Origin of the sequence: Mesorhizobium sp. M0615, from assembly GCF_040320805.1 — a bacterium.
GTDB lineage: Bacteria > Pseudomonadota > Alphaproteobacteria > Rhizobiales > Rhizobiaceae > Mesorhizobium.
On the sequence record NZ_JAMYQI010000006.1, the window covers coordinates 360112 to 378883 of the forward strand.

At 62.7% G+C, this 18772-nt stretch carries 17 protein-coding genes; 9 read left to right on the forward strand and 8 right to left on the reverse strand.

The features are described 5' to 3' along the window. Positions 1 to 27: 27 nt before the first annotated feature. Positions 28 to 1023: a rhamnose ABC transporter substrate-binding protein gene (gene rhaS, locus NKI46_RS13185; protein ID WP_023669661.1), complete on the reverse strand. Its 996-nt coding sequence runs from the start codon at positions 1021 to 1023 to the stop codon at positions 28 to 30. A gap of 48 nt (positions 1024 to 1071) precedes the next feature. After that, entirely contained in the window at positions 1072 to 1875 is an 804-nt protein-coding gene (locus NKI46_RS13190; RefSeq protein ID WP_023669662.1) for a DeoR/GlpR family DNA-binding transcription regulator, read from the reverse strand. Between the two features lie 183 nt (positions 1876 to 2058). On the opposite strand from NKI46_RS13190, the gene NKI46_RS13195 reads away from it, so the two are divergent. The 3 genes from NKI46_RS13195 to ggt all read left to right on the forward strand — a co-directional run bounded on the left by NKI46_RS13195 (position 2059) and on the right by ggt (position 7439). Then, entirely contained in the window at positions 2059 to 4161 is a 2103-nt protein-coding gene (locus NKI46_RS13195; protein WP_023736114.1) for a bifunctional rhamnulose-1-phosphate aldolase/short-chain dehydrogenase, read from the forward strand. 107 nt (positions 4162 to 4268) lie between these two features. Beyond that, positions 4269 to 5561 carry an L-rhamnose catabolism isomerase gene (gene rhaI / locus NKI46_RS13200; protein ID WP_023669664.1) on the forward strand — a complete coding sequence of 431 codons (1293 nt, stop codon included), beginning with the start codon at positions 4269 to 4271 and terminating at the stop codon, positions 5559 to 5561. 138 nt (positions 5562 to 5699) lie between these two features. Then, on the forward strand, positions 5700 to 7439 hold the full coding sequence (ggt, locus tag NKI46_RS13205; RefSeq protein ID WP_023669665.1) for a gamma-glutamyltransferase: 1740 nt from the start codon (positions 5700 to 5702) through the stop codon (positions 7437 to 7439). A gap of 17 nt (positions 7440 to 7456) precedes the next feature. Here the strand turns inward: ggt and NKI46_RS13210 are convergent, their stop codons facing one another. From NKI46_RS13210 to NKI46_RS13220, 3 genes are all read right to left on the reverse strand, one after another. Further along, the gene (locus NKI46_RS13210) at positions 7457 to 7804 is read right to left on the reverse strand and encodes a hypothetical protein (protein WP_032885862.1); all 348 of its coding nucleotides are present in this window, start codon (positions 7802 to 7804) and stop codon (positions 7457 to 7459) included. Positions 7805 to 7988: 184 nt separating this feature from the next. After that, a complete protein-coding gene (locus NKI46_RS13215) occupies positions 7989 to 9338 on the reverse strand; it encodes a sigma-54-dependent transcriptional regulator (protein WP_023669667.1) in 1350 nt (449 codons plus the stop codon). After that, a complete protein-coding gene (locus NKI46_RS13220) occupies positions 9335 to 11194 on the reverse strand; it encodes a sensor histidine kinase (RefSeq protein ID WP_023692505.1) in 1860 nt (619 codons plus the stop codon). The genes NKI46_RS13215 and NKI46_RS13220 overlap by 4 nt, the downstream gene beginning before the upstream one ends. Positions 11195 to 11424: 230 nt before the next feature. Here NKI46_RS13220 and NKI46_RS13225 point away from each other — a divergent pair, with 230 nt between their 5' ends. Together NKI46_RS13225 and NKI46_RS13230 are read left to right on the forward strand one after the other, a co-directional pair. Then, complete coding sequence (locus NKI46_RS13225) at positions 11425 to 12759, forward strand: dicarboxylate/amino acid:cation symporter (RefSeq protein WP_502896812.1); 1335 nt, start codon at positions 11425 to 11427, stop codon at positions 12757 to 12759. 138 nt (positions 12760 to 12897) lie between these two features. Further along, positions 12898 to 13479 (forward strand): histidine phosphatase family protein, encoded by a 582-nt coding sequence (locus tag NKI46_RS13230; protein WP_352746528.1) that lies wholly within the window; start codon positions 12898 to 12900, stop codon positions 13477 to 13479. Between the two features lie 22 nt (positions 13480 to 13501). Here NKI46_RS13230 and NKI46_RS13235 read toward each other — a convergent pair whose 3' ends face one another. Next, on the reverse strand, positions 13502 to 14254 hold the full coding sequence (locus NKI46_RS13235) for a pseudouridine synthase (RefSeq protein WP_352746551.1): 753 nt from the start codon (positions 14252 to 14254) through the stop codon (positions 13502 to 13504). A gap of 148 nt (positions 14255 to 14402) precedes the next feature. Between NKI46_RS13235 and NKI46_RS13240 the strand changes: the two genes are divergently transcribed. Further along, on the forward strand, positions 14403 to 14564 hold the full coding sequence (locus NKI46_RS13240) for a hypothetical protein (RefSeq protein WP_023669672.1): 162 nt from the start codon (positions 14403 to 14405) through the stop codon (positions 14562 to 14564). A 28-nt stretch (positions 14565 to 14592) separates the two neighbouring features. Further along, entirely contained in the window at positions 14593 to 14802 is a 210-nt protein-coding gene (locus NKI46_RS13245) for a DUF768 domain-containing protein (RefSeq protein ID WP_023669673.1), read from the forward strand. 89 nt (positions 14803 to 14891) lie between these two features. Here NKI46_RS13245 and NKI46_RS13250 read toward each other — a convergent pair whose 3' ends face one another. Further along, the gene (locus tag NKI46_RS13250; RefSeq protein WP_023669674.1) at positions 14892 to 15350 is read right to left on the reverse strand and encodes a hypothetical protein; all 459 of its coding nucleotides are present in this window, start codon (positions 15348 to 15350) and stop codon (positions 14892 to 14894) included. A 497-nt stretch (positions 15351 to 15847) separates the two neighbouring features. Between NKI46_RS13250 and NKI46_RS13255 the strand changes: the two genes are divergently transcribed. Next, positions 15848 to 16105, forward strand: a complete 258-nt coding sequence (locus NKI46_RS13255) for a DUF982 domain-containing protein (RefSeq protein WP_023703408.1) — start codon at positions 15848 to 15850, stop codon at positions 16103 to 16105. Positions 16106 to 16175: 70 nt separating this feature from the next. Here the strand turns inward: NKI46_RS13255 and NKI46_RS13260 are convergent, their stop codons facing one another. Continuing rightward, positions 16176 to 17315, reverse strand: a complete 1140-nt coding sequence (locus NKI46_RS13260) for a glycoside hydrolase family 25 protein (protein ID WP_023687388.1) — start codon at positions 17313 to 17315, stop codon at positions 16176 to 16178. Between the two features lie 461 nt (positions 17316 to 17776). On the opposite strand from NKI46_RS13260, the gene NKI46_RS13265 reads away from it, so the two are divergent. Beyond that, a complete protein-coding gene (locus NKI46_RS13265; protein WP_352746531.1) occupies positions 17777 to 18757 on the forward strand; it encodes a DUF3616 domain-containing protein in 981 nt (326 codons plus the stop codon). The last annotated feature ends 15 nt before the right edge of the window (positions 18758 to 18772 follow it).

Genomic DNA, 18772 nt, shown 5'->3' on the forward strand with positions numbered 1-18772 from the left:
GCCGCGCTTGGTCCGAGACGTCCGAGATCAATAGATCTTGGAGAACTTTTCGATGTTGGACTTGTCGAACTGGAAGGGCGGAGCCATCGCAGCCGAGTTGCTGTCATCGAGCGTGACCTTGCCGACGCGGCCGATCGACAGCGTTGCGCCCGGCTTTGCCTCTTCCTTCTTCACCGCCAGATCATGAGCGAGGTAGACGGCGGAGTAGCCGAGGTCGATCGGATTCCAGAGGGCAACCGCCTGGCTGGAACCGTTGTCGATGAACTTCTTGAACTCCGACGGCAGCGCGAGACCGGTGACATTGACCTTGCCGATCAGGTTCGCGTCGGTGACGACCTGGGCAGCGGCAACGACGCCGACGGTGGTCGGCGCGATGATCGCCTTGAGGTTCGGATAGGATTTCAGCAGGCCCTTGGCTTCGTCGGTGCTCTTGGCCGAATCGTCATCGCCGTAGACGGTGGCGACGAGTTTGATCTTGGGGAATTTTTCCGGCAGGATTTTCTTGGCCGCGTCGATCCAGGCGTTCTGGTTGGTCGCGGTCGACGAAGCCGACAGAATGGCGACTTCGCCGCCTTCCGGCAGATAGTCGGCGGCAAGCTTGATGATGGTCTCGCCGATCAGGCCGGTGTCGGACGGGTTGAGGTGCAGCTGGCGGCCTTCCTTGGCGACGCCCGAATCCCACGAGATGACGGTGATGCCGCGCTCCATCGCCTTCTTCAGCACCGGCACCAGCGCGTCGGCGTCATTGGCCGAAATCGCAATGGCGTTGACCTTCTGCGCGATCAGCGAATTGACCACTTCGATCTGCGCTTCGGCGGTCGCCTTGGTCGGGCCGGTGTAGATGATGTCGACATCGCCGAGTTCCTTGGCCGCCTCTTCGGCACCCTTGTTGGCGGCGTCGAAGAAGCCGTTGCCGAGCGACTTCACCACCAGCGCGATCTTGACGTTCTCGGCATAGGCGGCATTCACGAACATGGCGGCCGAGAACGCGGCCGTCACCATCAATTTCTTCAGAAAGCTCATCGTATTTCCTCCCTTGAGCGTTGCATTCCATCGTCGCTGCGGTTGGCCTCAGGCCTGCAGCGAGGATTCTTCCTTTGCCGACTTGCGGGCGACGATCAGCGTCACACCCGCGGCCTCCAGCATGTTGGCTTCGCGATCCTCGATGCCGTCATCGGTGATGACGGTGGCGATGCGCTTGAGCCCGCACAGGATCAGGCTCGAGCGCTGGCGGAATTTCGATGAGTCGACCAGCACCACCAGTTCGTCGGCCTGGTCGATCAGTTTCTGCTCCGCCTGGATCAGCAGCGGGTCGCCTTCCATCAGGCCAAGCGGCCCGAGCCCTTGAGCGCCCATGAACATGCGGCGCGCGTAGAAATTACGCGTCACGTCATTGTCGAAGGGCGAGAGGATGATGTTCTGCTCGCGGTAGATGGTGCCGCCCGACAGCATGACGGTGTTCTTCGAATGCTTGAGCAGATGCTCGGCGATGGGGAACGAATTGGTGAAGATCGGCATGCGGCGTCCGGTCAGGAAATGCACCATCTGGAAGGTGGTGGTGCCGCCATTGATGATGATCGGCTCGCCGTCCTTGCACAGCTCCACCGCTTCGCGCGCAATCGCGCGCTTCTGCGAAGCATTAAGCGTTTCGTTGACGGAAAAGGGCCGGCCGGCGAGGCCGATGAACTGCGGTGGCGAGATCGCTTCGGCGCCGCCGCGCACGCGGCGCAGGCGCTTTTGCACATGAAGAGCCGCGATATCGCGCCGGATCGTCGCCTCGGAGGAGTCCGTCAGGTCGACCATCTCCTGCACCGTCACCACAGGCTTTTCCTGGACGGCGGACAGAATGATCCTGTGGCGCTCTTTTTCGTGCATGGTTCCTCCCTGCCTGGTCATGAGGCACTAGAAAACAAGCAGTGTCAATCATTTCCGATCATATAATTTCATTGTGCAGTGCAATATGATCGATCTTGATCGTTTATGATTGACAACCGAGATGCTTGCGTAGACATTTCCGGCAAAATGGACCGCGCCTTTTGCGTCCCAGGGAGGATAATCATGCTCGACAAGCGCTCCGGCTCGCGCCTTGCCAACCTTTGGGACGATGCTAAAGCCAAGGGGCTGAGCGAGCCTGAGCTTCTGGTCTATCGCTCCAACACGCTCGGCTCCGACAAGCGTGTCACCAATTATGGCGGCGGCAACACCTCGTCCAAGATCCGGCAGAAGGACCCGCTCTCTGGCGCCGAAGTCGAAGTGCTATGGGTCAAGGGCTCGGGCGGCGACAGCGCCTCGATCAAGCTGGACGGTTTCGCCACGCTTTACATGGACAAACTGCAGGCGCTGAAAGGCCTTTATCGCGGCGTCGCGCATGAGGACGACATGGTGGGCTATCTTCCCCACTGCACCTTCAATCTCAACCCGCGCGCGGCCTCGATCGACACGCCGCTGCACGCCTATGTGCCGAAGCCGTTCGTCGATCACATGCATCCCGATGCCATTATCGCGATTGCCGCGGCCAAGGATTCCAAGGCGTTGACCAAGGAGATATTCGGTGACGCCATCGGCTGGCTGCCGTGGAAGCGGCCGGGCTTCGAACTTGGCCTCTGGCTGGAGAAATTCTGCGTCGAACACCCCGAGGCCAAGGGCGTCATCCTCGAAAGCCACGGCTTGTTCACCTGGGGCGACACACCCAAGGAGTGCTATGAGACGACGATCTCGGTCATCAACCAGGCGATCGAATGGTTCGAGCGCCGCTCCGAGGGTCTCGCCATCTTCGGCGGCGAAGTCGTCAAATCGCTAGACGCTGCTGAGCGCCGCGCCATCGCGGCGAGACTGATGCCGAGGATCCGCGGCCTGATTTCGGAGAAGAGCCACAAGCTCGGCCATTTCGACGATTCCGCCGCTGTGCTCGAATTCGTCAACTCCAGGGATTTGCGCCCGCTGGCGGCACTCGGTACCTCATGCCCGGATCATTTCCTGCGCACAAAAATCCGCCCGCTGGTTATCGAGTTCGACCCAGCGAAGCCCGACGTCGAAGCCGTGATTGCGCGCCTCGCCGACGATATTGCTGAGTACCGTGTCGGCTACCAGGCCTATTACGACAGCTGCAAGCATCCGGACTCGCCCCCGATCCGTGACCCCAACGCCGTGGTCTACCTGATGCCCGGCGTCGGCATGTTCACCTTCGCCGGCGACAAGGCCACCGCCCGCATCTCTGGCGAATTCTACGTCAACGCCATCAATGTCATGCGCGGGGCCTCGACCGTTTCGTCCTATGTCGGCCTGCTGGCGCAGGAGGCCTTCGACATCGAATACTGGCTGCTCGAGGATTTGAAGCTGCAGCGCATGCCGAAGCCGAAGTCGCTCGCCGGCCAAATCGCGCTGGTCACCGGCGGCGCCGGCGGCATCGGCCGCGCCACCGCCAATCGCCTGCTGCGCGAAGGCGCCTGCGTCGTGCTGGCCGATATCGACGAGACCGCACTTGCCAACGCCAACGACGAACTGGCGAAAGCCTATGGCAAGGACTTCGTCCGGCCGGTGCTGATCAACGTCACCGCGGAGGAGCAGGTGATTTCCGGCTTCGCCCAGACAGCCGTCGAGTTCGGCGGCATTGATATTCTCGTCTCCAACGCAGGCCTCGCCTCCTCGGCGCCGATCGAGGAGACGACGCTGGCGCTGTGGAACAAGAACATGGACATATTGTCGACCGGCTATTTCCTGGTCTCGCGCGAAGCCTTCCGGCTGTTCCGGGCCCAGAAGATCGGCGGCAATGTCGTCTTCGTCGCCTCCAAGAACGGTCTTGCCGCGTCACCCAATGCCGCCGCCTATTGCACCGCCAAGGCGGCCGAAATCCATCTCGCCCGCTGCCTGGCGCTGGAAGGCGCGGAAGCCCAGATCCGGGTCAACGTCGTCAATCCGGACGCCGTGCTGCGCGGTTCGAAGATCTGGACCGGCGAGTGGAAGGAACAGCGCGCCGCCGCCTACAAGATGTCGACCGACGATCTGGAAGAACACTACCGCTCGCGCTCGATGCTGAAGCGCTCGGTGTTTCCCGAAGACATCGCCGAAGCGATCTATTTCCTGGCGTCCGACATGTCGGCCAAATCCACCGGCAACATCATCAACGTCGACGCCGGCAACGCGCAGAGCTTTACGCGCTGAGTTAAGGGCGGAGCGCTTCTCTTCTCCCCGTCACTATACGGGGAGAAGGTGGCCCGAAGGGCCGGATGAAGGGCAGCGCTGACTGAACGCATTGGGAGGAATAGCACTTGTCCGAAACCATCATCGCCGCCGATCTCGTCTCCAGCCACAACGCCCAGCGCAAACCCGACCTCGAGCGCGACTACGCGTCGCTCGGCGAACGCCTCGACCGCCGCGGCATCGCCATCGATGCCATCCGCGACAAGGTCGAGAAATTCGCCGTCGCCATTCCGTCCTGGGGCGTCGGCACAGGCGGCACGCGGTTTGCCCGCTTTCCCGGCGCCGGCGAGCCGCGCGACATTTTCGACAAGATCGAGGACTGCGCCGTCATCAGCCAACTGACACAGGCGACGCCGACCGTCTCGCTGCATATACCGTGGGACAAGGCCGATCCGAACCGGCTGAAGCAGGCGGCCTCGCGCTTCGGCCTCGGCTTCGACGCCATGAATTCCAACACCTTCTCGGATGCCAGGGACCAAAAACTGTCCTACAAGTTCGGGTCGCTGTCGCATGCCGATGCCGGCACGCGCCGCCAGGCGGTCGAGCACAATCTGGAATGCATCGAGATCGGCAAGACGCTGGGGTCCAGGGCGCTAACAGTGTGGATCGGCGACGGCTCGAATTTCCCCGGCCAGGTCAATTTCGCCAAAGCCTTCGAGCGCTATCTCGACGCGATGAAGGAGATCTATGCCGGACTGCCCGCCGACTGGAAACTGTTCACCGAACACAAAATGTACGAGCCGGCTTTCTACTCCACGGTCGTGCAGGACTGGGGCACCAACTACCTCATATCCAAGGAGCTGGGCGACAAGGCCTACTGCCTGGTCGACCTCGGCCACCATGCGCCCAACGTCAACATCGAGATGATCGTGTCGCGGCTGATCCAGTTCAAGAAACTCGGCGGCTTCCACTTCAACGATTCCAAATATGGCGACGACGATCTCGATGCCGGCTCGATCGATCCCTATCGGCTGTTCCTGGTCTTCAACGAACTGGTCGATGCCGAGCTGTCCGGCGCCGAGGGTTTCGATCCCGCCCACATGCTCGACCAGAGCCACAACGTCACCGATCCGATCGAAAGCCTGATGCTGTCGGCGGTCGAGGTGCAGCGCGCCTATGCGCAGGCGCTGCTGGTCGACCGCAAGGCGCTCGAGGGTTTCCAAGACGGCAATGATGCGCTGATGGCGACGCAGACGCTGAAAGCTGCCTACCGCACCGATGTCGAGCCGATCCTTGCCATGGCGCGGCTGAACACAGGCGGCGCCATCGATCCAGTCGCCGCATATCGCGCGGCGGGCTACCGGGCGAAGGTCGCGGCGGAACGGCCGGCGGTTGTGGGCGGTTCAGGCGGGATTGTTTGAGATTGGCTAATCTCCACCACAGGGGGGAGATCAGCTTGCCTCTGCCGGCAGGCGAACATCAATATGTGTTCGCTCATATTGATGATGGACTCGGCCGCTCCATGTAGCTCTTCTAGGCACCGCACTTGGAGCACCGCCATGCCCTTGACCCGCCGGACGCTGATTGGCGTCACCCTTTCGCTCGCAATTGCGCTCGCGCCATCCGGCGCGCTCCATGCCGCCTCGCCACAACCGGCGAAGGGCGAGCACGGCATGGTCGTCACCGCCCAGCATCTGGCGTCGGAAGCCGGCGTCGAGGTGCTGAAGAAGGGCGGCAATGCCGTCGATGCGGCGGTCGCCGTCGGCTATGCGCTCGCCGTCGTCTACCCTAATGCCGGCAATATCGGCGGTGGCGGGTTCATGACCATCCGCTTCAAGGACGGCAAATCGACCTTCCTCGATTTCCGCGAGCGCGCGCCGCTGGCGGCAACCAAGACCATGTATCTCGACAAGGACGGCAATCCGGTGAAGGGCGCCAGCCTTGATGGCTACCTTGCGGTCGGCGTACCGGGTTCCGTGGCAGGGTTCGAGATGGCTCGTGAAAAATATGGCACGCTGCCACGCCAGGATTTGATGGCGCCGGCAATTGCCTATGCCAAGGATGGCTTCATCCTCGACCAGGGCGACGCTGCTTCATTCGCGAGCAATGCCGCACGGCTGGCGAAGGACCCTGCCGCCGCCGCCATCTTCCTGAAGCCGGACGGCAAACCCTATGGCGCCGGCGAGCGTCTCCTCCAGCCCGATCTTGCAGCCTCGCTCGCCGCCATCTCCGAAAAAGGCGCCGACGCCTTCTACAAAGGCGCCATCGCCGACGCCATCGTCAAGGCGAGCGGCGCCAAGGGCGGCATTCTGGCCAACTCAGACTTCGAGCAATATAAGGTACGCGAGCTGCAACCGGTGAGCTGCACCTATCGGGGCTATGAGATCACGTCCTCGCCGCCGCCAAGCTCCGGCGGCGTCATCATCTGCGAAATCCTCAACGTGCTGGAGGGCTACCCGCTGTCTTATCTCGGCGCCCGCTCGGCCGAGACCGTGCATGTCATGGTCGAGGCGATGCGCTACGCCTATGTGGACCGCAACTCGGCGCTCGGCGATCCCGATTTCGTCGACAATCCGGTCTCGAAACTGCTCGACAAGGGTTACGCCAAGGAGATCCGCGACAAGATCGACCCGTTCCGCGCCGGCGTCTCGCAGGATTTGATGCCGAAGGGCTTCGGCGAGTCGAAGGAAACGACGCACTATTCAATCATCGACGATGACGGCAATGCGGTCGCGGTCACCTATACGCTGAACGGTTCGTTCGGCGCCGGCGTGGTCGCCGACGGCACCGGCATCCTGCTCAACAACGAGATGGATGATTTCACCCAGAAGCCTGGCGTGCCCAACCTCTACGGTCTCGTGCAGGGAGAGGCCAATGCCATCCAGCCGAAGAAGACGCCGCTGTCATCGATGAGCCCGACCATCGTCGCCAAGGACGGCAAGCCGTTCATGGTTATCGGCAGCCCCGGCGGCTCGCGCATCATCACCATCACGCTGGAAGCCATCGTCAACGTCATCGACCACGGCATGAACATCCAGGAGGCGATCGACGCATCGCGCATCCACCATCAATGGCTGCCCGACACGATCTATGTCGAACCGTTCGGCCTGTCGCCCGACACTGAAAAACTGCTGGCCGGCATGGGCTACCACCTCGATCTCGCGGATTCTACCTGGGGTCAGGCGGCCGGCATTCTTGTCGGCGGCAAGAGCCTGGCGGAAATCGAGAAGGGCGGCGGCGCCCGCTACAACGGCGCCATCGACAGCCGCGCCGCATCCGGCGAGGCGATTGGCTACTGATCAAAACAAGAGATTGATCAGAGGACGAGCGTAAGCGTCGACCCGACGAGCATCAGCGCCGCGATCACGACGAACGCCGCGTAGATGCGGGGACGGTCGAGGAGCAGCGCATTGCCCGATATCCAGGCCGCGGTTGCGCCGCCAAGCGCAAACAGGAAGCCGTTCCGGTGACCAAAGGTCATGGAAGCGGCCATCAGCCCGCCAATGATCAGCGCGCCGAAGACGATGATCACGGCAACGGCGTATTTCTCGAAGTCGTTGCCGCCGCCCATGGCCGGGCCGATCGCGTTCAAATTCGTCAGATCGTCCGGATCGAACGGGTTGGTCGATCCATATTCATCTTGACCGACAGGTTCTCGCATCATTCATTCTCCGCTGACCGGCAACAAATCATCAACATCTGCCGAGCGCAACCGGATCGCGCCGTGCCGAAGGCCGCCGATGCGGTCTTCAACACTTTCTGATGCCGACTTGCCACGGTTTTTTTGCGCCGGTTCACAAAATCTACCCTGCTTTCGGGCCCACACGCCTGAATACCTGGAAAATGAATTACCTGGAAAAATCGCTGCGCACGATGCGGTGCCGCTGCAGCTTGTCGTAGAAGGTCTTGCGCGGAATGCCGAGCGCTTCAATCGTGCGCCGGACATCGCCGTCATTGCGGCCAAGCGCCTCGCGGATGACATTGGCTTCATAGCGTTCCAGCCGTTCCGGCAGTGAGCTGGCGTCATCCGGCTCCGCCGGGGCGGAAGGTGGCGCTTGCGCCGCTTCCTCGAGTCCCAGCACGAAACGCTCGGCGAAATGCGCGAGTTCACGCACATTGCCCGGCCAGTCGTGCTGGCTCAGATGGCGGTGCACTGAGGCAGGCACGGCTGGCATTTGCCGGCGGAAGCGGCCGGCTGCACGCTCGGCGAAGTAGAAGAACAGCAGGGCGACGTCGTCGCGGCGTTCGCGCAGCGGCGGGATCGAGATCGTCACCACATTGAGCCGGTAGTAGAGATCCTCGCGGAAGGCGCCGCGCCGGCTGGCGTCGCCGAGATCGACCTTGGCGGCGGCGACGACGCGCAGGTCGACCGGCCGGATTTCATTGGTGCCGAGCGGCGTCACCTCGCGCATTTCCAGCACCCGCAGCATCTGCACCTGGGTCGAGGCCGGCATGCTTTCGATCTCGTCGAGGAACAGCGTGCCGCCGCTCGAATGCTCGATCCGGCCGATGCGCTTCTTCTGTGCGCCGGTGAAGGCGCCGGCCTCATGGCCGAACAGCTCGCTTTCGATGACCGTGTCCGGCAGCGCGCCGCAATTCAGCGCCACGAAATTGCCCCTGGCGCGGCGGCTCCAGCGATGCAGCAGGCTCGCCACCACCTCCTTGCCGGAGCCGGTCTCGCCGGTCACCAGAACGTCGACATCGGTATCGGCGATTTGCCGCAGCGTCCGGCGCAATCGCTCCATCGCCAGCGTCTGCCCGATCAGCGGCAGGCCGTCCTGCGCCTGTTCGGCGCTTTCGCGCAAGGCGCGGTTCTCCATCACCAGCCGGCGCTTTTCCGCCGCCCGTGCCACACTTTGCGCCAGCCGGTCGGCGGCGAAAGGCTTGGTGATGAAGTCGTAGGCGCCATCCTTGATCGCCTTGACCGCAACCGCGATGTCGCCATGCCCGGTGACCAGGATTACCGGAATGTCGGCATCAAGCTGCAAGACGCGGTCGAAGAGCTGCAGGCCGTCAATGCCGGGCATGCGGATGTCGGACACCACCACGCCGGGAAAATTGGCGTCGAGCCCGGCCAGCGCCTCGTTCGCCACCGCAAAGGCCGAGACGGAAAAACCAGCGAGTTCCAGCGTCTGCCGCGTGGCCCTCCGCAATTCGCTATCGTCGTCGATCAATACGACCGGTGCGGTGTCCATCATGCTGCCCTGGCGAGGTGAATGGTAAAGCGCGTGCCGGCCTGGTCGCTCGCCACCTCGATGCGTCCGCCATAGTCGGCGACGATGTCCTGCGAGATGACGAGGCCGAGCCCGAGGCCTTTTTCCTTCGAGGTGTTGAACGGCGTGAACAATGACTTGAGGATGGCAGGCGAAATGCCCGGCCCATTGTCGGCGACGGCAAGCGCCACGCCGTCGGCCGTCTCCTGGGCCGACACCTGCACCCTGGCGCCGTCGCGCCCGTCCAGCGCTTCCAGCGCATTCTGGAACAGGTTGATCAGCACCTGTTCGAGCCGCAGCCGGTTGCCCATCACCTTGAGCGTTACCGGCGGAAGCGTGATATCGAGTGCGTCCAGCCGACCGGCAAAGCGGCTTCTGAGCAGCACCACGGCGCCCTCGATGACGCCGCGCAATTCGACCGGTTCGGCTGCCGTGCGCCCCTTGCGGGCAAAGACCTTCAACTCTTCGGTGATGCCTCCGATGCGCTCGGTCAGCGCGGCAATCGCGCCAAGGTTCTCCTCGGCCGAGGCGGTCTGCTTGCGCTCCAGGAACACACGCGCATTGTCGGCATAGGCGCGGATCGTCGCCACCGGCTGGTTGATCTCATGCGCGACCCCGGCGGCAACCTGGCCGAGGGTAGCAAGACGGTTGGCCTGCACCAATTCCTGCTGCATGACCTGCAGCTTGGCTTCGGTGCTGCGGTGATCGGTGATCTCGGCCTGCAGCCGGTCGCGCGCCAGGCTGAGGTCATGCGTACGCTCGACGACGCGGCGCTCAAGCTCGATGCGCGCTGCCTGTTCGGCAGCGATGCGCATCTGCGCCGACTGACGGCGCCACAGGAGATAGCCGGCCAGCGCCAGCAACGGCACCACGACGCCCAGCGCCAGCAGCCGCATCTCACGCACCGCAGCCGCGATCGGCGCTTCGACCGGCACGAGATAATCGAGCCGCCATGGCGTCGATTGGACCAGTGTCGAAAGCCTGAGATATTCGGCATCGCTGCCGCCCGGTGTTATCGCATGCACCATCGACACGTCAGGGCTCAATGCCTCGGGGCGTGTGATCGGCAAGGGGATCAGCGGCGCGTTGCCGAATTGCTGGCTGCTCCGGATGGCGGCAGCCACCGGGCCGGTCAGCGGCGCGGTGGTCATGAAGCGCCAGGACGGCACGCTGGTGATCAGCACGACGCCGTGGTCGTCGCTGACATAGGCCGGCCGGTTGGCCTCATGCCAGTCGGCTTCAAGCTGGTCGAATTCCATCTTAACGACGACGACGCCGAGCGGTGCCGCCGCATTGCCGACGCGACGCGAAATATAGAGGCCCGGGCGCTTGCTGATGTTGCCCAGCGCAAAATATTCGGCCGTTCTCGATTGCATGGCGCCGGAGAAATAGGCGCGGAAACCATAGTCGTTGCCGACGAAGCTGGTTGTTTCGCGCCAGTTGCTGGAGGCGATCGCAAACCCGTCGACGCCGGTGACGTAAAGCACCGAAGCCTTGGTGCCGGAGACCAGCCCTTCGAGCTTGCGGTTGAGCACGTCGATCGTGACAGCGCCCTTGTTCTGCAGGGCGTCATGCACCTGCTGGTCCTCGGACAAGAGCAGCGGCAGCGCCCGCGGGCTTTCCAGCACGGCGCGCAGCAACGCAACCTTCAGATTGGCATCGGTGCGGCCTTGCGCCGCCAGTGCCGCGACCTCGGCGCGGCGCGCGTAGAGGCCGGCGCCGGTGAGCGCCGTGGCAACGATCACCAGCGCGATCGCCGCAAACAGCAGCCAGGCGCGACGCGCGCGTTTGCCGAGTTGCTCGGGCGTCGGCGACAGGACCGCGGCAGGGCGTTGCAGCATTCCCTATTTGTGCATGATTTCGCACAAAGCACAATTCAGTCATGCGGATGTCCGCACTTGCGTTGAGCGGCAGCAGCCTCAATCGGACGAATACCCAACAAAATCAATGGCTGCGGTATGCCGCACAGTCTGGCACGGCAGTTGCAGTGACCAATACAGCAGTCGCAAGGCTGCGGAAAACAACTGCCCCGGGAGGTCGAGCTTTCGATCGGGGCGCCATGGAGGACGTCATGCAGCCAGCATTCGCTGCCGCCGAACCGCGCGGCAAGCTACCCTTTTACCGTCATCTCTACGTGCAGGTCCTGACGGCGATCGCCGCCGGCGTGCTGCTCGGTCATTTCTATCCCGAACTCGGTGCTTCGCTGAAGCCGCTCGGCGATGCCTTCATCAAGCTGGTCAAGATGGTGATCGCGCCGGTCATCTTCCTGACGGTGACCACCGGCATTGCCGGCGTCTCCGACCTGAAAAAGGTTGGCCGCGTCGCCGGCAAGGCGATGATCTATTTCCTGGTCTTTTCGACCCTGGCGCTGGTCGTCGGCATGGTCGTCTCCAACGTCGTCCAACCGGGCGCCGGCATGCACATCAATGCGGCGACGCTCGACCCCTCGAAGGTCGCCACCTTCACCGAGAAGGCGCATGACACGACCATCGTCGGCTTCCTGCTCAACATCATCCCCGACACCATCACCGGCGCCTTCGCGCAAGGCGACATTCTGCAAGTGCTGTTCTTCTCGGTGCTGTTCGGCATCTCTCTCGCTCTGGTCGGCGAGCGCGGCCGCCCGGTCGTCGATTTCCTGCAGGCGCTGACCTCGCCTATCTTCCGCCTGGTCGCCATCCTGATGAAGGCCGCCCCTATCGGCGCCTTCGGCGCCATGGCCTTCACCGTCGGCAAATACGGCATCGGCGCGATTGCCAACCTCGCCTTTCTGATCGGCACCTTCTACCTGACGTCGCTGCTCTTCGTGCTGGTCGTGCTCGGCGCTGTCGCTTGGTACAACGGCTTCTCGATCCTCGCCTTGATCCGCTACATCAAGGAAGAGCTGCTGCTGGTGCTCGGCACCTCGTCCTCGGAAGCCGCTCTTCCCGGCCTGATGGCCAAGATGGAGCGCGCCGGCTGCAACCGCTCGGTGGTCGGCCTGGTCATCCCGACCGGCTATTCCTTCAACCTCGACGGCACCAACATCTACATGACGCTGGCGGCGCTGTTCATCGCCCAGGCGACCGATACGCCGCTCACCTATGGCGACCAGATCCTGCTGCTGCTCGTCGCCATGCTGAGCTCCAAGGGTGCCGCCGGCATCACCGGCGCCGGCTTTATCACGCTGGCCGCCACGCTCTCGGTGGTGCCTACGGTGCCGGTCGCCGGCATGGCACTGATCCTCGGCGTCGACCGCTTCATGTCGGAATGCCGGGCGCTGACCAATTTCGTCGGCAATGCGGTGGCCACCATCGTCGTGGCGCGCTGGGAAGGCGAACTCGACCAGACCAAGTTCGCCGCCGCCATGGCCGGCTCATTGTCCGAGGAAGCCGACCTGGCGCTGTCGGGCGATCTGCAGCCCGCCTGATTACTGAACGCAGACGTTCGCCACAAGGCCGCAGCCGGTTCGCCCGTTGCGGCCTTTTGTTTTGGCGCGCATGGCGGCTGGTGTTGGCCAAAGCTTCCCGGCTAGGATGTCGGCGGTTTTCAACCGAAAGGCCGGCGAATGAGCAGTGCATACCCCGAGATCTATCTGGTCCGTCACGGCGAGACGGAGTGGAGCGCTTCGGGAAAACACACCGGCCGCACCGACATACCGTTGACGGCAAAGGGCGAGGCGGCGGCTCGCGGCGTGGCGGACCGGCTCAAGGATCTGTCCTTCCAGGCGGTGTGGTCGAGCCCGTCGCAGCGCGCCTTCAGCACCTGCACGCTTGCCGGCTTCGGCGCTGCTGCCGTCAAGAAGGACGACCTGCAGGAATGGGACTATGGCGCCTATGAGGGCGTTAAGAATAAGGAGATTCTTGTGCAGCGTCCCGGCTGGCAATTGTTCCGTGACGGCTGTCCCGACGGCGAGTCGGTAGCGGATGTTGGTGCCAGGGCCGACAGGATCATCGCCGGGCTGCAGGCAATCGAGGGCAATGTGCTGGTGTTTTCAAGCTCGCATTTCCTGCGCGTGCTGGCCGCGCGCTGGCTCGGTCTGCCACCCGAAGGCGGTGCGCACTTCGTACTTGATACCGCGAGCCTCAGCATCCTCGGCTATGAGCACGATCTGAGCGAGCCGGTGATACGCACGTGGAACCAGAAGTAGAGTTTCGCGGCAAGCCTGCCTCTTAACGCGCGAGCACCGCCAATTCCTCCGATGTCAGATGCCGCGCCTTGCCCTTGGCGAGTTCGCCGAGCTGCAAACCGCCGATCGCCACCCGAACCAGCCTCAGCACCTCGATGTCGAATGCCCCGAGCAGGCGGCGGATCTGGCGGTTGCGGCCCTCGTCGAGCACGATTTCCAGCCAGGCAGTGCGGCCGCCGCTGCGCAGCAGTTCGATCGAACTTGCGGTCAGCAGTTCGCCGTCGACGATCGCTCCGTCGCGAAAGCGCGCCAGCATCGCTTCGTCGGGCGCGGTGCCGATCTGCACGTGATAGGTCTTGGCGACATGCGAGGCCGGATCGAGCAGGCCGTTGGCCCAGCGCGTGTCGTTGGTCATCAGCAACAGGCCTTCGCTGGCCTTGTCGAGGCGGCCGACCGGCGACACGAAAGGCAACTCCAGATCCGCCAGGCAGTCATAGACGGTGCCACGATCCTGCGGGTCATCGCGCGTGGTGACCTGTCCGCGCGGCTTATTGATCATCAGGTAGACTTTTGCCTCGCCGACGATCTGCTCGCCGTCGACAGCGATGCGGTCGCGGCCGAGATCGACACGCAGCGACGGATCGCGCACCACCTTGCCGCCAACCCGCACGCGCCCTTCGGCTATCAGCAGCTCGGCCTGCTTGCGCGAACACAGGCCGAGTTTGGAAAGCGCCCGGTTCAGGCTAACGCCTGCCTTGGCGGCCTGGTGTCGGGCGATGTCTGGTGGCCGTGCCATGTCCTGCTTGCCATCCCAATGATCGGCATCGACAAATGCCACGCCCCGCATTGGCTTCGCAACCTGCCTCGGCATCAACATCACGGGTCGCGGGAGCGGGGCTGTTCTCAAATACGATGTGTCAGGGGGTCGGGCTCAACAGCCCGCCATGGAACGCTGCCCCGCGACGGACGTTGTTGCCGACGAGCGATTTGTCGCGAAAGGCACCGCCATGAAGAAAATCTACCAAAAGCCGACGCTCGTGAAGCGAGGCAGGCTCACCAGCCTGACGGCTCAGATCGTCGCTTCTGGGGTCATTCTGGGGGAATGATCCCCCAGATAACGGAAGGGATAAATCGATGAGCGAGCGCGGCGTTGATTTCCTGCAGGGCTGGATCCACGAGCACCTGCCGGGCGAACTGCCTGCCGACAAGGCAACGGCTCGAACCCTAACCACGCGAGCTGCCCTGGATGCTCGGCATTTAGGCCTTGAGGTCAGCGAGATCGAAGAGGATCTCGGTCCGCTGGAACGGGTGATTTTCGAGGCGCTGGATCAGCCCGATATCTGAGCCCCCGATATGAGCCCATTGCAGGCGATATTGGCCCATCGCCATCCTGGCGGGGGCTTTTCCGTGATGGCATCCGTGGGTGCGCAGCCCTAGGCAGCCCGCGCAGCTGACGCTCCCCGTGCCGGCGGCAATTCGAACACAGTGGCGCCGTTCTCTCGGCCGCGTTCGACATAACCGATGACACGGAACCATTTGCCGACGTCGGCCCGCTGCAGCCAGCTGCGCGAGTGGATGGGAAGGTTGCCGGCCAGCGCCTGAATGTGGCGGATGTGGCGCCTGCAGAAGCGGACCGTCGCGGCGCTGAAGAAACCCTCCTGCGCGGCAAACAGCGTGTCGGCGGCGTCGCTGTTCTCGTGCCAGGCGACGATCGCCACCGTCTTGTCGCCCTCGACCAGCGCGTGCGCTCGGCCTTCCTTCAAATTCATCATCAGATTGTCGTAGGCGACCTTGCTGTCCTTGCCGGCGGCCACATACTCGTCCGACATCCGCGTGGACAGATCACGGAAGACACTTTCGAGATCGCCGATCGTAGCTGCGCGTGCTCGCATTTCTCCTCCTGCAGCCCCGGCAGGCAGTTTGCCCTAGGTGGAGGGGATCACCAAGCAAAGCGAATCCGCCATTTGGCCGATGGGCGCAAAGTGATTTCATTGGGCGGCAAATGTTGGACGCCGCCATCTCCTATCGCGGCAAGCCTGTCATTCGCGTTGCGCCGGTTTTCGTATTTGCTTGACATTGGGCTGATGGAGGCGCGGGTTGCGCCGGGCGTTTGGGCCTTGGGGCATATTTCAATGAAAGAAGTATACGAAAAGCCGGTCCTGCACCGGAAGGGCAAACTTGCGGCGCATGTTGCTTCGCCTACGTCAGGTGGCGGCGGAACCATTGACGTTCCGCCATCCACTGACGAGACTTGATATAGACCTCCACTGAGCGCGAGACTTGCTGATCAACAGAAAGCCCGCTGGCTCAGGCTGGCGGGCTTCTTTCGTTTCTGGAACCATTTCAGTGCATGCCGAATTGACTCGCGATCGCGTTCGGGAGGGGAAGCATGCAAGACCAGCATGTCGATGAGCCGGTTCGCGTGGCGCTCGGCAGGTCCGGAAACACCATCTACAAGGTGGAGCGCGTGGCGCAGGCCGCCGACATCCTGATGAACCGCTGGCCCGCGAAGACGGGCCGCTATCACGTCGCCGCCCGCAAGGCCTGCCTCGGCGTTCTCGAAGGCCTGAAAGAGGCGCACTATGCCCGCGCTGCCTTCGTCAATGCGGCGATCGAGGCCGATATCCTCGTTGAACGCGACGCCTAGGCTTGAGCGGCCACCGCTCAAGTCAGTTCAAATCGTGCTGTGGGGCACAGGCCGTGGCTTCCCGGCCTACTCAATGATCGAGAGGCCACGCTGCCTGAAGTGCCGCAACGGTCCCCCCGTAGACATTTAGGTCCATGTCAGGGTCGGTCCCCGGTACTCGGTATGGGCAGGAAGCAGCAGAGCAGTTTATCTCGCTGGAGAATTGCCAGAGCGTGTAGCCGTGCCAAGGCCCTTCGGGGAAGTCGGTTACGTGCCGCTTGAAGCGTGCATACCAGAGCGGGACGCCGCCGAACTCGGTCGAGCCGTGCCAGTGGCGGGAGAGCTCTTTGGCGACGGAATGGTTCACATAGAGCAGCGGAAACCGTCCAGTCTCCGACTTCATCCTGCGAAGCGCGCTCTCGATCTGCACGAAAGTGACCTTGAACGTTCCATCCTGGCAGTCTGAGGACGTGGAAAGGCATTCCACATCAACGGCATGGGTCTCTGTCGTATCGTTTCCGACCACCTGGAGGTAGTTGCTGATCTGCCGGTCAACGTCGCTTTTTGTCAGGAGGTGGTATGAGCCCCATTTGAGACCGAGCGCCTTTGCCTCGCCTTTGCGGGTGGCATATGCGGAATCTCTGCCGAGCCCCTGCGTCGCCTTGTGAATAACCGCGGCGACGCGCCGGTCCGTCTTTACTTTGTCCCAGACGATGCCGTTGCCCTTGAACGGATCGAGCACGATTGCGTTCTGCGAATTTTCCCAAGGCGCTGAAAAAGGATCAGAAGTATCGGAAGGCGCCTCTTGCCGTGCAGCCTCCTCGCCATTGCCGGCCACGCAGGTACCCTTGGCGATGGCCCCGTCCGTCACCTCCACGAACTTACCGTCCGCTCCGGCGTAAAAAATTGTGAGGGCCGGCGTCTCGGTGGTGATTTCGCCCCCTTGCATCAAACCTTTCACATGAACGAGAGCGGCGAGGGCGCCGTCCAGTTCAACGAATGTGGCGTCAGAGGAAGTGCTGCCCTCTGCCTCAAGATCTTCGGGGTTTGATGCGACCATCTGGTAAGAATAGTTCGAATGCTCTGTGTTGATTTCGATAAGCCGGCTGCCATCGACGCCAGCCTGCCCCTCATAGGTACATTCGAGCGATTTCGCGGCACTCGGCGAATTCATGGCGATCGGGAAAAGCACCGACATTCCAAAAATCCACACGCGCACAATGCCTGACATGCCAGTGCCTCCATAAATACCAGAATTTGCCCAGCACAGTGCTACTGCGCCGCACGAAAATAGACAACGATCATTCAAAAGTGAGAAGCCGACAGGAGAAGGTTACTTTGATCTATTGTAAAAATCCAGTGGCTATTTCAGCGTCTTCGAAAATACCTGAATGCCATGGAAGGAATTGAGCGTGTATCGAGACAAAGACTTGAAGTGCGTCGCAGGATCCCGTTTAAATACGACGCGCTTCGGAAGAAGCTGTTCAAAACGGACAAAGCAAGTCAATCGTCTGCTCCACCCGTTCCCGACGGCTGTGCCGCATCGCGCGTTTGGCATGTTCTTGACGGGCCGGCGGATGGATTGAGCGCCATGACATGGTCGATTGACTCTCGCAAACTAAGCGCCTCGCTTGTGGCTGCGTGCCTGGCGGTTGGCTGGAGCGGAGCGGCGCTTGCGCAGGCTCCGCAACCTTGGACGATCCAGGGCAAGCTGACAGGCAAGCCGATCTCGAGGGATCGGAGAGCAAGAATTCCAAGGATGTGAGCGGCATTGCCTGCGCGACGGAAAGTGGCTTCCCGCGGCTTTGCCTCATTGCCGATGACGAGACGCAAGGGGCACAGATCATCATCCTGCAGGACGGTAAGCTGATCGCCGGGGATTTCGTGCGGCTGATCGACGACAGTTTCGTCGGCAAGCCTCTCGAACTGGACGCCGAGGGCGTGGCCTTCGCCGGCGGAGCCTTCTATGTCATAGGTTCACATGGCCGGCCGCGCCATGAATCCGGCGTCGACGCCGCCGCCGAGGTCGAGGCGAGGGTCATGGCGAGCAGTGAGATTTTCCGCATTCGCTTTGCGCCCGATTCGATCGATATGACGACCGGCAAGCTCATGGCCGAGCCGGAAAAGAGGCGATCGACGGAACTGCCGGCAATCGTGCGCGCCCAGCCCGAGCTCGCGCCCTTCGCCCAAAGCCCGCTTGAGGAAAACGGCCTCACCATAGAGGGCGTGGCGGTGCGCGACGGCGCCCTTTTGGCGGGGCTGCGCGGGCCGGTTCTGGAGGGCAACCGGGCCGTCATCCTGTCGGTGCCGCTCGGCATGCTGTTCGATCACGGGCCGGGCGGCGCGACCCTGCTGAAGCTGGAACTCGGAGTCGACGGCGAGGGACATGCGCGCGGCGTGCGCGATCTTCTCGCCTATCAGGGAAAGCTGCTCGTGCTCGCCGGTCCCGTCAACGACCCGCCCGAAGGCCAGCCCATCAAGCTCGGCGACTACTCAGTGTTCTCCGATGGCGATCAGGCCGATAAGCTTCTCGATCTCGAAGGCTATGGCGCCGAGATCAAGCCGGAAGCGCTGCTGCCGCTCGGCGAGGCCGATGGCAGGCTGCGCGCGCTTCTGCTGTTCGATGGGCCGGCCGGCGGTCAGCCGACGCCGGTCGAGTTCGGACTGAAATAACCGGCGCTAATCGGC